The sequence below is a fragment of the Chryseobacterium sp. GW821-FHT04C04 genome, assembly GCF_059420365.1.
This window is the reverse complement of record NZ_JBWKTO010000001.1, coordinates 155,614-169,203: the sequence shown is the minus strand read 5'-3', so window position 1 is coordinate 169,203 and position 13,590 is coordinate 155,614. Positions and strand designations below refer to the sequence as shown.

Sequence of the window (13,590 nt, the reverse complement as noted above, 5' to 3'; positions counted from 1 at the left end):
TTAATAAAAACAGCCACAATATTTCATTGTGGCTTCTCTTTTTTGAAATAAAATATCAAGTATTATAAAGATCTGGAGCGGGCGATGTTGATAAGATACACAAGATGTGCATACATGTTTCGCTTTACAGACTCTATTTTTATATCTCCGGTCGTTTGATTGATTGTTGTTACAATGTCAGTATTACATTGCCCGCCGAAATTACCACTCCCTAAATAGTTTACTGTATTAGTGGCTGCTGTATAAGAAATTCTTGGATAGTCAGGAGCGGTTTGATTGGCAACAGCAGTTGCGTTCGAGAATCCTTTGTTATCTACATATCGAGCTGTCCATGTTCCCAGGAACTGCCCGTTAAATGTATTAATTCCCTGGCCTACCACAACCTGAGTGTCTACTGGATTGGTAAATCCTGCGCAGGAAGTATAATGGTTTAAAGAAACCGTACAGGAAGAAGCATTATCTGTAGGTTGGAAGCATTTTCCTTCATATAAGGTTAATCTTTGTTCAGTAGATGACATAGAGGTGTTGAGTAGAGCTTTTGGAGCAAAAATTTCTTCCGGGGAAATCAGAGTCAAAACTCCCTGATCATCAGCTGCAACAATTTTTTTTTCAGCATTTGAAAGTCCTCTTACTCTTACCAGACCATTGATATCCAACGTGTGAGATGGAGTGCTTGTATTAATCCCTACCTGCGCTGTTAAAGTACCACATAAAGCAATTGCTGCCAAAAAGAATGTTTTTGTTTTCATGTTATTTTTTGAAAAAGGTTAAATTTTTCACTAAGGTAAGAAATATCTTCAAAATAAGAAGAAAAACCCCTGAAATCTAATATAAAGTAATTGTAAACAAATATTGAATATAATAATATTGGTTTTTGAGTTTATTTTTAAAATAACTCAAAATTTAAACACCTTGTATTTGTTTGAAAAATATTTGTATTTTAGCCAAAATATGTTGTTTTTTAATAAACATATTGGACACTAATTAAAATTCAGATAATTTGAAGAAAAAATTAGTAGATTTGCACGGAACAAAAAAATAATAAATATTAAACACTATTCTCTGTAAAGGAACTTTTAAGAGAAACTCTATAGAGAATAACAGGACTTTAGGTTATAAAACTACTGAAACTATGAAGAAACTTTTTTTACTTTTATTAACGGCGTTTTTATTTATCGGTTGCAGCTCCAATGATGATACCATTTATGATTATGTAGGAACATGGTCTGGTTCTTATGAAGGAAATGATAAAGGAGTATGGAACATTGTGGTAGACAAGAGTGGTAAAGTGGTAGGTACCATGCATTCCGATGTTAATAATGAAAACTATAATATTTCCGGAAATTTAAGTGAAACAGGAGATCTTAACGCAAGAGTAGGACTTCCTTCACAAGGAGATTTCAAAGGAACTTTAACTACGGATAAAAAAGGTAACGGAAACTGGTCCAACTCAATTCCTACCCCTGCAAGAGCAGGAACCTGGAAGGGAGAAAAGAAATAAAACAAGAAAGTCTGCAGATTCTGCAGACTTTTTTATTTAAACAAACCCCATATGGGTAATTGTATTATTCTCATTCTTTAATGCTGTAAAATAGAGGAGAAGATCATCATCTGAAAAATCTTTTTTAAAAGAGCATTTCTGTTGCTTATCAAAACCCAATACTTCTTCAGTACATTCAGTACTATAGTTTTCAGAATCCAATTTTATTGTTAAAACAATTGCTGTATTTACATTGCAATGATCATCCTTATATAGGATATTATTTTGAATGCTGATACAATCCGAAACATTCTGAATGGTACCCAGCTGGAATCCTCTCAGAAGTTTTCTTCCTTCTTCAGTTTTTAATCCATTTTCAACAGTTCGTTTTCCTCTTTCGGAAACTACATCTAAATCTTTGATCGTGGTCATCAGCTTGGCAAACTTCTGGTAGAGGAGGGGATCTCCTGCTTCTTTTATATAGTCTGTAAGACTGTTTCTTATAGTCTTTCCAATTTTTGAACAATGCCCGAATTCCGAACTGTTTTGGCGGACTTTCTCATACGACGCATTTTTTTTAAAAGCCGTTTTATTGAACCCGCTTTTCTTCCGAACCACGTTTTTGCCATTCAGCTTATAAAATACCAGGTCGCCTAACGCCCCTGTGATCTTGATTACACTTTCATATGTTGCCATATCTTCAAAATAGAGATCAAATATACCAATAAATAATGGAAATCAAATTTTTAACATATATTTATAATATAGTTGTAGTATAGTTATACCGTAATTAAAATATAAAATGTATATTTGTAAAGAATTAGTTAAATAAGTATAAATCAGAGGAGTATGGGATTGGGATTATTTACACAAAGAATAAAAATAAAGCAGTTGTCTTTTTTGCTGATTACATCTGCTTTCGTGGTTTCCTGCGGATCATCGAAAAGTGCTTCCAGCAATAAGAAATCAGGGACCAAAACAGTCGCGAAATCTGAGAACCTCAGAAAACTGGATTCAAAATTTAATGGTAATGTCTCCAGGTCTATTAATGATATTCTTAAAGATGCCGAGAAATACATTGGCACTCCTTACAAATTCGGAGGAAATACATCATCGGGATTTGACTGTTCCGGGTTTACCGTAAAAGTATTTGAAGAAAACGATTTTAACCTTCCCAGAAGATCTTCTGACCAGGCTGAAGCCGGAAAGAATATTGATATCAAAGACGTAAAGCCTGGAGATTTGTTATTTTTTGCTACCGCTGGAGGAAGCAGGGTATCCCATGTAGGCATTGTTCATGATATTGGTTCGGATGGAGAGGTCAGATTCATTCATGCTTCTACTTCAAAAGGCGTCATGATCTCATCCCTGAACGAAAAATACTGGAATAAAGCATACCTTCATGCCCAAAGAGTTCTGTAAAAATATCTTTTAAAATGATAGAGAACCGGACATTTGCTTTTATTAAATCGGATAAAAAACTGATCAAGCTTTTCTTCAAAGATATCAATGTCATCAAGGGGCTTGGCAATTATGTGGAAATTCATACCATTGATCATAAAAGATTTATGTATTACAAAACACTTAAAGATCTGATTGAAACGCTGCCGGATGAATTCATGCGCGTTCACAATTCATATATTGTCAATTTAACGAATATTACGTCTTTTGAAGACAATCGGCTGATGTGTGGTGACTTAAAAATTACAGTTGCCAAAAGCTACAAAGAATGTCTTCATTCCACTCTCAGTAAAATGATGCTTTAAATCGAATCAACATCAGGAAAACATTCATCCAAATCATATTTCTGACCCTGTACATAAAAAATTTTTCCTTTCTGTTTTCTTGTCCTAGTTTTACCAAAAATTAAGATAATGAATAAAAACAGCGCACTAGATTACATTAAAAACAACAATATTATCGGAATAAAAGCAGGCCTGCAAAGACCGGATTTTCTTGAAATCTGGATGGTTGTTGTTCAAAATAGAGTATTTGCAAGATCGTGGGGGCTTGCCGAGAAAAGCTGGTATAATACCTTTTTAAAAGATTCAGCAGGAGAGATCTTGTGTGGCGAAACCATTTATCCTATAAAAGCAGTCATTCCCGAAGATATCAATGACCTTACCGAAGAAATTAATCAGGCCTATTTGAATAAATACAATACGGGTCATAACATCCAATATTCACAAGGAATTGTTCAGGAAAAACATGCTGCAAAAACAATGGAGTTCATTATTTTGGATTAAATAAATTTAAATCTGTATAATCTCCTCAATCTGCGTAAGAACGGTATGAAATATTCAATAGGAACGGGCTTTAGCCTGTTTAATGAGAAAACAAACGTTCAAATTGGCTTCAGCCAAAACTTACTTTGTTATATTCTTTAACCACCCTGCCAAAAATTCTTTGAATTTTCGCCACCCCTCCAAAGGATGGGAATTCTTAGGTTTCCAATTGAAACCTTTCTGCAATTAAAATAGACTGCTTTTCATTGCAATAGTATTGCATCATAAATCTGATGAAATTTGTCAAAAACAATTGTACTATGACCGATTTCATCAGATTCTTTATTCCCTTATACTTTATTCTTTTCCTTATTGTTTCCTTTTTAGGAATAAGTTATAAAGTAGCACAACAGATTGGTAAAAACCCTAACGTTCTCCCAAGAGACGGATCCGCCTATGCATTGGTAGGATTATACTTTAAACTGATTTTGCTGGCGCTGCTGGCATATGTGATGCTCCTTTTATTTTTTCCTGAAGATATTTTCCCTGCTTTTAAAATCAATTGTATGGAGGAGGATATTTTTAAATACACAGGCTTCGTGGTAATGATTTTCGCTTTTATTTGGGTATGTATTGCTCAGCTGCAAATGAAAGAATCGTGGCGCATCGGGATTGACCGCGAAATAAAAACGGAGCTGATCACTCATGGACTATTCCGTTTTTCAAGAAACCCTATATTTTTAGGAATAACCATAAGCCTGATTGGTTTTTTCTTTGTTGTTCCAAACGTCATTGTTTTTGCTTTCCTATTGATTGGGAGTATTTTGATGCAAATTCAGATACGGCTTGAAGAAGAGTATTTGCTGAAACAGCACGGAGAAATCTACCAGGCCTATAAAAAGAGGGTAAAGCGTATGTTGAACCTTTATTAAAAGCAGCATGTTAAAAACTGTTTTGCTGAACTTTTTTGTATCTTTGGGCAGTATAATTTTTCAAACTAATTTAAATAAGAAACATGTCGTTACAACAAACTATTGAAAATATCTGGGACAACAGAGAATTATTGCAGAATGAAGACAGCCAAAAGGCGATCAGAGAGGTTATTTCTTTAGTTGATAAAGGTGAACTTCGTACTGCAGAACCTACAGAAAACGGATGGCAGGTAAATGAATGGGTGAAAAAAGCTGTAGTAATGTATTTCCCGATTCAGAAAATGGAAACTATTGAAGTAGGTCCGTTCGAATTTCATGATAAAATGCCTTTGAAGAGAAACTATGCTGAAAAAGGGGTGAGAGTTGTACCACATGCAGTGGCGAGAGAAGGAGCTTACATTGCTCCTGGAGTTATTTTAATGCCATCTTACGTAAACATTGGTGCTTATGTAGATTCAGGAACGATGGTTGATACTTGGGCAACAGTGGGAAGCTGTGCACAGATCGGTAAAAATGTTCACCTGAGTGGGGGTGTAGGGATCGGTGGAGTATTGGAGCCATTACAGGCTGCTCCGGTAATCATTGAAGATGATTGCTTTATCGGTTCAAGATGTATCGTTGTAGAAGGAGTTCACGTAGAAAAAGAAGCAGTATTGGGTGCAAACGTAGTATTGACAGCTTCTACAAAAATTATCGATGTTACAGGAGATACGCCTATTGAAATTAAAGGAAGAGTTCCTGCACGTTCTGTAGTAATCCCTGGAAGCTATACAAAACAGTATCCTGCCGGAGAATATCAGGTTCCATGTGCATTGATCATCGGTCAGAGAAAGGAATCTACAGATAAGAAAACATCTCTGAATGATGCATTGAGAGAAAATAATGTAGCTGTTTAAGATTAATATTCTAAGCTAATACTACAATCTTGAAAGAAAAATTTCTTAAAATACTTTTAAACCCTAAATATATATTTGGGGTTTATCTTATTATATCGGTTGTTACAGCAATTTCCAAATACCTGAGAGGAGATTATGCGATCAATAATTATCTGATTTTTAAAAACGTATTCTTTAATACCATTCATCAGAAAAATTTATTTATCCATTATCCTGACCTGTATTTTGATCTAAATCATTATGGTATATTTTTCAGTGTATTGATTGCCCCGTTCGCTATGATGCCGGACTGGCTGGGAATCTCACTTTGGAATATTGCCAATACTTTTATCTTTATCTACGGGGTATATAAACTTCCATTTTCAGATAGTAAAAAAGCGATTTTTGGACTCCTTTGTCTTCAGGAATACATTACTGCAGCTTTAAGTTTGCAGTTCAATGTAGCACTGACAGGACTTTTACTCTTATCTGCAGTATACATTTACGAAAGAAAAGAAGTGAAATCTGTAGCCGCAATTTTAATCGGAATATTTGTGAAAATCTACGGAATTGTAGGATTGACACAGTTTTTCTTTATTAAAAATAAAACCAAATTTATTCTTTCAGGAGTTGTCATTGCTGTCCTGTTTTTCGTACTGCCCATGGCCTATTCAAGCCCACAATTTGTGATTCAGTGTTACTCGGACTGGTTTCAGTCTATTGTAGAAAAGAACAGTGAAAATCAGGTATTAGGAAACATGCAGGACATCTCGCTGATGGGCTTTGTAAGAAGAGTTTTAGGAGATGCATCTATTTCCAACCTCGTGTTTTTGGCAGGTGGATTACCGCTTTTTGCTTTACCTTATATCAGAGTTAAGCAATACAAGCACTATGCATTCCAATTGATGATCCTGGCCTCTACATTACTGTTTTTGGTATTGTTCAGCTCCAGTTCAGAATCTCCAACGTATATTATTGCTGTTGTAGGAGTACTGATATGGTTTTTCCTTCAGAAAGAAAGAACACCGTTGATTATAGGATTGCTTGTTTTTGTCATTATTTTCACTTGTTTTTCAACGTCGGATCTATTTCCGAAATTTGTAAAAGAAAACTATATCATCAAATATTCATTAAAAGCCGTACCTTGTATTGTGATCTGGTTGAGAGTGACTTATGAGCTTTTGACTAAAGATTTTGAGAAAAATTACAGCCTGAATTAATACATATGAAGAAAATTTCAATTGTAATTCCCGCCTATAACGAAGAAGGAAATGTTGCGATGATCCATCAGAAAATTAAAGAAGTTTTTGATGGCTTAAGCAGCTATGACTTTGAAATCATATTTGTCAATGATGGAAGTAGAGACAGTACGCAACAGAAATTAGAAGAACTTTCCCATCAATATGATGAAGTGAAATTCATCGAATTTTCCCGCAATTTTGGACACCAGCCTGCAGTGAAAGCAGGAATGGACAATGCGCTTGGAAATGCAGTCATTTCTATGGATGGAGATCTTCAGCATCCGCCGGAGCTTATCCCTGAAATGATTCAGAAATGGGAAGAAGGCTATGACGTAGTTTTTACCTATAGAACTTATCCCAAGGAGATTTCTTTTTTTAAAAGAAAAACATCAGACTTATTTTACAAGCTTTTATCAAGCCTGTCAGATGTTAATTTAACGAAGGGTGGCGGTTCAGATTTCAGACTGTTGGATGCAAGAGCTGTTGAAGTCATGAGAAATTTTAATGAAGACGATCTGTTCCTTAGAGGATTAACGAGTTGGATGGGTTTTAAACAAGCAGGGATTGACTTTACTGCTGCAGAAAGACTCTCAGGAAAAAGCAGTTACAACCTTAAAAAGATGTTTACTTTTGCCTTTACCGGGATCACAGCTTTCAGTGTGAAACCTCTTTATCTGGCAGCATATCTGGGCTTTTTGTTCTCGGCACTTTCTGTGATCGGGTATGGAACGTATGTGATTCATTCATTTATCGCCAAAACGGAGATTTCAGGTTGGGCATCATTGATTATGACCATTGTTTTCTTCGGTGGACTTCAGCTTATTATCTTAGGGATCATGGGAATTTATTTAGGCAAAATATTCAAACAGGTAAAAGACAGACCTAATTATATTATTAAAAACAAAAATTTTTAGAATGGTTTTATTGAGTTTTGACATTGAAGAATTTGATATGCCATTAGAATATAAGGGTGAAATTCCCTTTGAAAAGCAGATTTCAATTTCACAAACAGGATTAGAGAGAATACTTAATATCCTTAAAAAACATAATGCTAAAGCTACTTTCTTTTCTACAGTAGTTTTTGCAGAAAACAGCAGACACCTTATCGAAAGGTTATTAAATGAAGGTCATGAACTGGCTTCTCACACGTGGTTTCATTCAGAATTTGAAGATAAACACCTGAAGGAATCAAGAGAAAAACTGGAAGAATTATTTTCCACAAAAGTAACCGGATTAAGGATGCCGAGAATGATGCCTGTAGATGAAAAAGAAGTGGAAAGGGCAGGGTATTCATACAATTCATCAATCAATCCAACGTTTTTACCAGGAAGATATAACAACTTAAAAGTTTCAAGAACTTATTTCAAAGAAGGAAATGTTACTCAGGTTCCGGCCTCGGTTTCGCCTAACTTTAGAATTCCTTTGTTTTGGTTAAGCTTTCATAATTTTCCGTTGTCTTTTTACAAAAAACTGGCTTCAGATACGTTGAAAAAAGACAATTATCTCAATATTTATTTCCATCCCTGGGAATTTGCAGAAATTAAGGACAAAGCATTTAAGCTTCCTGGGTTTACTGTAAAAAATTCCGGGAAAGAGATGGTAGAAAGATTTGATTCATTTGTAGGCTGGCTGAAAGAAAAAGGGCATAGATTCGGTACATTTCAGGAATTTCAAAAACAGATACAACGATGAAGATTGCTTTTGATGCAAAACGGTTTTTTCACAATACTTCGGGTCTTGGAAATTACTCAAGAGACCTTGTAAGAATACTTTCCGAATATGAACCGGATAATGAATATCTGTTGCTCAACAAAAACAAATCGGAGCGGGGGAAAGATATCCTGAAGCGCCCGAATGTTCAGTTCATTGAAACCTCAAAAGGAAACTTTTCCCGTCAGCTGAAAATGGGTAAAGATGCCCAGAAGCAAGGTGCGGAGATTTTCCATGGTTTATCCGGTGAACTTCCTTTAAAATGGGATTCAAAACCTATTAAAAAAGTGGTTACCATTCATGATCTGATCTTTGTTAGATATCCGCAGTATTATTCCTTTTTTGACAGGAGAATCCATTTCTGGAAATTTAAAAAAGCGGCTGACATGGCAGATAAAATCATTGCTATTTCAGAACAGACCAAAAGAGATATTATTCAGTATTTAAAGGTTCCTGAGACTAAGATTGACGTTATTTACCAAGGTTGTCACCAGGCTTTTAAAGAACAGCAGTCAGCAGAACTGATGCAGGCTTCAAAAGACAAATATAAGCTTCCCGAAAGGTTTATTCTCAACGTAGGAACTATTGAAGCGCGTAAAAATCTTCTAAATGTTGTAAAAGCAATCAACGGTACCGGAATTCCTCTCGTAGTGGTGGGAAGGAAGGCAAAGTATTATCAGAAAATAGAAAATTTTCTGAAAAAGAACAAGATGGAAAAACAAGTGTTGTTCCTGGAGGGTGTTTCCATGGATGAGCTAGCTTGTCTCTATAAACTGGCAGATATTTTTGTGTATCCTAGTTTCTTTGAAGGCTTCGGAATCCCTGTTATTGAGGCACTTTTCTCTAAAACTGTTGTGGTGACAAGCAATACAAGCTGTCTTCCGGAAGCAGGAGGAAAAGACTCTGTTTATGTCAATCCCGATAACGATCTTGATATCCGTGCCAAAATACAATTTCTCTGGGAAAATGAATCCGAGAGAAAACGCCGTGAGGAAAAGGGTTTTGAGTTTGTTCAGAAGTTTAATGACGAACCCATTGCAAAAGAGCTGATGAATTTTTATCAAAAATTGATCTGAAAAAACTTTGTATTTTAAAAATAAATCCTACATTTGCATCACAATTCAATACAATGAAACCAATTTTTTTAGCATTACATCATTATTATCATCATCTCTGTTAGGCGGAATTGATTGATATATGTGTATGCTAAAATCAAAAATAATTAAAAACCGTCTGAGTAAATAGACGGTTTTTTTTGTTTCCTGAATTCTCCTCAGAAATTTCAATAGATCAGTTTTTATTTACTCAGACCCAAAAAGGCAAAATGAGTAAATTAAAAATTGCAATCCAAAAAAGCGGCCGGCTTTATGAAGAATCCCTACAGCTTCTCAAAGACTGTGGAATCTTCGTCAACAACGGAAAAGACCAGCTCAAAGTTTCAGTAGATAACTTTCCGATGGAAATCATGTACCTTCGGAATTCAGACATCCCGCAATACCTGGAAGACGGAGTGGTAGATGTTGCTATTCTAGGCGAAAATCTTCTGGTTGAGAAAGGCAGAAATATCAGAACAATCCAGAAACTTGGTTTTTCAAAATGCCGTGTTTCATTGGCCGTTCCCAAAGAAGTAGAAACCGATGAACTGTCTTACTTTCAAGGAAAAAAAATTGCCACTTCTTATCCCAATACCCTCAAAAATTTTTTAGAAAAAAAAGAAATTGTTTCAGACATTCACGTGATTTCAGGTTCTGTAGAAATTGCTCCTAATATTGGTCTTGCAGATGGGATATGTGATATTGTCAGCTCCGGAAGCACCTTATTCAAAAACGGATTAAGAGAAACGGTCACTCTATTGAAATCGGAGGCTGTTTTAGCTCAAACACCACAATTGTCCCCTGAAAAAGAAGCCATTCTGGAAAAATTGGTATTTAGGATCAAAGCTGTTTTAAAAGCAAAAAATTCAAAATATATTCTGATGAATGTTCCCAACGAAAAAATCCAGAAAGTAGCTGAAGTTCTTCCGGTATTGAAAAGTCCTACTGTTATTCCACTGGCAGAAGAAGGCTGGAGCAGCATTCATTCCGTGATTGATGAAGAGCGTTTCTGGGAAGTGATCGACGAACTGAAAGACAATGGTGCGCAGGATATCCTAATCATTCCCATTGATAAAATGGTTATTTAAAAATTGATAATAATTAACCATTAAGGTTATGAAGAGATTAAGAATAATTAATGTTGGAAAACGCAAAGGCGCAAAGTTTTTTCCTTTCTTCTTTAAAGTGCAAGAAAATCTTAGATTTTCAGCAAGATATAAATATGATTCTGTGTGTATTTAAGTATACATTATTCAATTTTATCGAAGATAAAATCCTTGCGCCTTAAAAAAGCATAGTATTCAAAGAGACTTTGCGCCTTTGCGTTTATCAAAAAGAATATAAACAATATAACAACTTAAAGAATCTTAATGGTTTAAAAAGGTTTAAAAATAATACAATGAAAATATACAGATATCCCACAAAAAACACCTGGAATGATTTGGTAAAGCGTCCTGTTTTGGAACAGAAAGAAATTTCAGGCCTGATTACAGAAATATTCTCAGAAGTTGAAAAAAATGGCGATAAAGCTTTAATAGAATTCAATAAAAAGTTTGATAAAGCAGAAACGGAGAACATAAAGGTTTCTGATGCTGAAATTCAGGAGGCAGAAAAACAGATTAAGAATGAATTAAAACAAGCCATTCAACAAGCGAAAGAAAATATTTCAAAGTTTCACACTTCTCAAAAGCAAGAAGTTCAGAAAATTGAAACAACGAAAGGGGTGGTTTGCTGGCGCGAAAACAGGGCTGTAGAAAGAGTTGGAATTTATATTCCCGGAGGAACGGCTCCTTTATTTTCTACAGTGCTTATGCTTGCTGTTCCTGCAAATCTGGCAGGATGTAAAGAGATTGTGCTGTGTACACCACCAGATAAAAACGGAAATATCAATCCTGCGATCCTGTATGCCGCAAAACTTTGCGGAGTTTCAAAAATATTTAAGACAGGAGGAGCGCAAGCTGTGGCTGCAATGACTTTGGGAACGGAAAGCATTCCTGCAGTTTATAAAATTTTCGGTCCGGGAAATCAATTTGTCGTAGCTGCTAAGGAATATGCACAACGTTACGGAGTCGCTATCGATATGCCGGCTGGTCCGAGTGAAGTTCTTGTTATAGCCGATGAGCAGGCTGTTCCTGAATTTTGTGCCGCAGATCTTCTTTCCCAGGCAGAACATGGCAGCGACAGTCAGGTTGCTTTTATTACGACAGACCTTAAAGTGTTTGAAGAGACAATAGAAGCTGTTGGGCAGCAAGTCAGAGACTTACCCAGAAATGAATTTGCAGGTCAGGCTTTGGGAAATAGTTCTTTTATTTTAGTAAACTCACTGGAAGAGGCTCTTGAATTCAGTAATCTTTATGCTCCGGAACACCTTATTTTGGCGATCAATGATTTTGAAAAATACATTCCGGGGGTTCAAAATGCAGGCTCTGTTTTTCTTGGAAATTACTCCTGTGAGAGTGCTGGAGATTACGCCAGCGGAACCAATCACACACTTCCTACCAACGCATATGCGAAGAACTATAGCGGAGTCTCACTGGATAGTTTTGTGAAGAAAATAACGTTCCAGCATCTTTCAAAAGAAGGGCTTCAGAATTTAGGAAAAACAATAGAACTCATGGCAGAAGCAGAAGGTTTGTTTGCCCACAAAAATGCTGTGTCAATAAGATTAAAATAATGAGGCTTGGAAAACGCAAAGACGCCTAAAAACATTCGATGAAAAAACTTTGCGCCTTTGCGTTTATCCAAAAAAGAATTCAAACCATTAAGGAAGCGAAGCTTTTAAGTAGAATTAAGATTCAAATACATTTGAATTTAGTTTACTGCTTAATAAATATCTGAAGATATTTCCTTCACTATTCTTAATAACTCAATTCATCTTAATGGTTTAAAAACGATTTTATATTAAATAATTATTTGATAATTAATTTTTAAAACGAAAAGCAATACAATGAAAAATAACAGTATCAAAACTTTAGTAAGAGACAATATATTACAATTACAGCCTTACATCAGTTTCAGGGACCACAATGAATTCAATGCTCCCGTTATGCTGGATGCCAATGAAAGTCCTTTTGGAGAGTGCAACCGCTACCCGGATTCTACCCAGAAAAAGCTTAAAAGCAGGCTTGCGGGGCTTAAAAACCTTTTACCTTCACAGATTGCCATAGGAAACGGAAGCGACGAGCTGATAGACCTTATCATCAAAATATTTTGTGAGCCTAAAAAAGATGCCATTCTGATGATGAATCCTTCCTTCGCGATGTATGGCTTTTATGCGACAATCAATGAGAATAAAGTGTTGAAGCTGGATCTGGATGAAAACTTCGAGATGATCAAAAATAACTTTTTACAGGTTTCACAAGATCCCTTTCTTAAGATTTTCTTTTTATGCTCACCCAATAACCCTACAGGAAACAGTGTAGATGATATTGAATTTTATCTTCAGAATTTCAACGGAATTGTAGTGGTAGATGAAGCGTATATTGAGTTTTCCGGGAAAAAATCGAGTCTGGAGCTTTTAGATCAATACTCTAATTTAATTGTACTGCAAACCTTTTCTAAAGCATGGGGAATCGCCGGAGCAAGAGTAGGTATGGCTTACGCATCGGAAGAAATTATCAGTCTTATCAATACGGTAAAGGCACCTTATAACGTGAACGTATTGAGCCAGGAACTGATTTTAAAGACATTGGATGATGAAAACAGACTTCAGGATAATGTAAGTAATATTCTGGAAGAGAGAACATGGCTGCAGGAACAGTTTAATGAAATTGAATGCATTGCAAAAGTATTTTCCACAGATGCCAACTTCTTTCTGATCAGAATGAAAAATGTGGATGAAGTATATGGAAAAATGTTGGAAGAAGAGATTTTAACCAGCCGAAGAGATCCTGCTATTCCCGGATGTATCAGAATCAATGTGGGAAATCGTAGTGAAAATGAAAAGCTGATTAGTCTTTTAAAAGGAATATAAATAAAATTACTTGCTACAATATAAACCATTAAGGAAAAGAAAGATGATAAGAAAAGTTAA

Annotated in this window: 15 protein-coding genes; 13 read left to right on the top strand and 2 right to left on the bottom strand. The window is 35.6% G+C overall.

The annotated features are described in order from the left end of the window. Positions 1–62: 62 nt before the first annotated feature. The gene (locus AC07UM_RS00825) at positions 63–749 is read right to left on the bottom strand and encodes a hypothetical protein (protein ID WP_494682909.1); all 687 of its coding nucleotides are present in this window, start codon (positions 747–749) and stop codon (positions 63–65) included. A gap of 383 nt (positions 750–1,132) precedes the next feature. Between AC07UM_RS00825 and AC07UM_RS00820 the strand changes: the two genes are divergently transcribed. Further along, positions 1,133–1,501, top strand: coding sequence for a hypothetical protein (locus tag AC07UM_RS00820; RefSeq protein ID WP_109739013.1), 369 nt, complete (start codon positions 1,133–1,135; stop codon positions 1,499–1,501). Between the two features lie 36 nt (positions 1,502–1,537). Here the strand turns inward: AC07UM_RS00820 and AC07UM_RS00815 are convergent, their stop codons facing one another. Continuing rightward, complete coding sequence (locus AC07UM_RS00815) at positions 1,538–2,176, bottom strand: hypothetical protein (RefSeq protein ID WP_494682910.1); 639 nt, start codon at positions 2,174–2,176, stop codon at positions 1,538–1,540. A 153-nt stretch (positions 2,177–2,329) separates the two neighbouring features. Between AC07UM_RS00815 and AC07UM_RS00810 the strand changes: the two genes are divergently transcribed. From AC07UM_RS00810 to hisC, 12 genes are all read left to right on the top strand, one after another. Continuing rightward, complete coding sequence (locus AC07UM_RS00810; RefSeq protein ID WP_494682911.1) at positions 2,330–2,902, top strand: C40 family peptidase; 573 nt, start codon at positions 2,330–2,332, stop codon at positions 2,900–2,902. Between the two features lie 14 nt (positions 2,903–2,916). Beyond that, positions 2,917–3,246 (top strand): LytR/AlgR family response regulator transcription factor, encoded by a 330-nt coding sequence (locus AC07UM_RS00805; RefSeq protein ID WP_494682912.1) that lies wholly within the window; start codon positions 2,917–2,919, stop codon positions 3,244–3,246. Positions 3,247–3,354: 108 nt separating this feature from the next. Beyond that, complete coding sequence (locus AC07UM_RS00800) at positions 3,355–3,726, top strand: DUF2255 family protein (protein ID WP_494682913.1); 372 nt, start codon at positions 3,355–3,357, stop codon at positions 3,724–3,726. A 299-nt stretch (positions 3,727–4,025) separates the two neighbouring features. Further along, positions 4,026–4,637: a methyltransferase family protein gene (locus AC07UM_RS00795; protein ID WP_494682914.1), complete on the top strand. Its 612-nt coding sequence runs from the start codon at positions 4,026–4,028 to the stop codon at positions 4,635–4,637. Between the two features lie 83 nt (positions 4,638–4,720). After that, positions 4,721–5,533, top strand: a complete 813-nt coding sequence (locus AC07UM_RS00790; protein ID WP_077417676.1) for a 2,3,4,5-tetrahydropyridine-2,6-dicarboxylate N-succinyltransferase — start codon at positions 4,721–4,723, stop codon at positions 5,531–5,533. A 29-nt stretch (positions 5,534–5,562) separates the two neighbouring features. After that, on the top strand, positions 5,563–6,732 hold the full coding sequence (locus tag AC07UM_RS00785; RefSeq protein WP_494682915.1) for a glycosyltransferase family 87 protein: 1,170 nt from the start codon (positions 5,563–5,565) through the stop codon (positions 6,730–6,732). Positions 6,733–6,737: 5 nt separating this feature from the next. Further along, a complete protein-coding gene (locus tag AC07UM_RS00780) occupies positions 6,738–7,667 on the top strand; it encodes a glycosyltransferase family 2 protein (RefSeq protein WP_494682916.1) in 930 nt (309 codons plus the stop codon). Between the two features lies 1 nt (position 7,668). Further along, positions 7,669–8,445 (top strand): polysaccharide deacetylase family protein, encoded by a 777-nt coding sequence (locus AC07UM_RS00775; protein WP_494682917.1) that lies wholly within the window; start codon positions 7,669–7,671, stop codon positions 8,443–8,445. Further along, positions 8,442–9,539 carry a glycosyltransferase family 4 protein gene (locus tag AC07UM_RS00770; protein ID WP_494682918.1) on the top strand — a complete coding sequence of 366 codons (1,098 nt, stop codon included), beginning with the start codon at positions 8,442–8,444 and terminating at the stop codon, positions 9,537–9,539. The genes AC07UM_RS00775 and AC07UM_RS00770 overlap by 4 nt, the downstream gene beginning before the upstream one ends. Before the next feature lie 248 nt (positions 9,540–9,787). Next, positions 9,788–10,645, top strand: coding sequence for an ATP phosphoribosyltransferase (hisG, locus tag AC07UM_RS00765; protein WP_494682919.1), 858 nt, complete (start codon positions 9,788–9,790; stop codon positions 10,643–10,645). Between the two features lie 311 nt (positions 10,646–10,956). Beyond that, positions 10,957–12,231, top strand: coding sequence for a histidinol dehydrogenase (gene hisD, locus AC07UM_RS00760; protein ID WP_494682920.1), 1,275 nt, complete (start codon positions 10,957–10,959; stop codon positions 12,229–12,231). Positions 12,232–12,504: 273 nt separating this feature from the next. Further along, a complete protein-coding gene (gene hisC / locus AC07UM_RS00755; RefSeq protein WP_494682921.1) occupies positions 12,505–13,530 on the top strand; it encodes a histidinol-phosphate transaminase in 1,026 nt (341 codons plus the stop codon). The last annotated feature ends 60 nt before the right edge of the window (positions 13,531–13,590 follow it).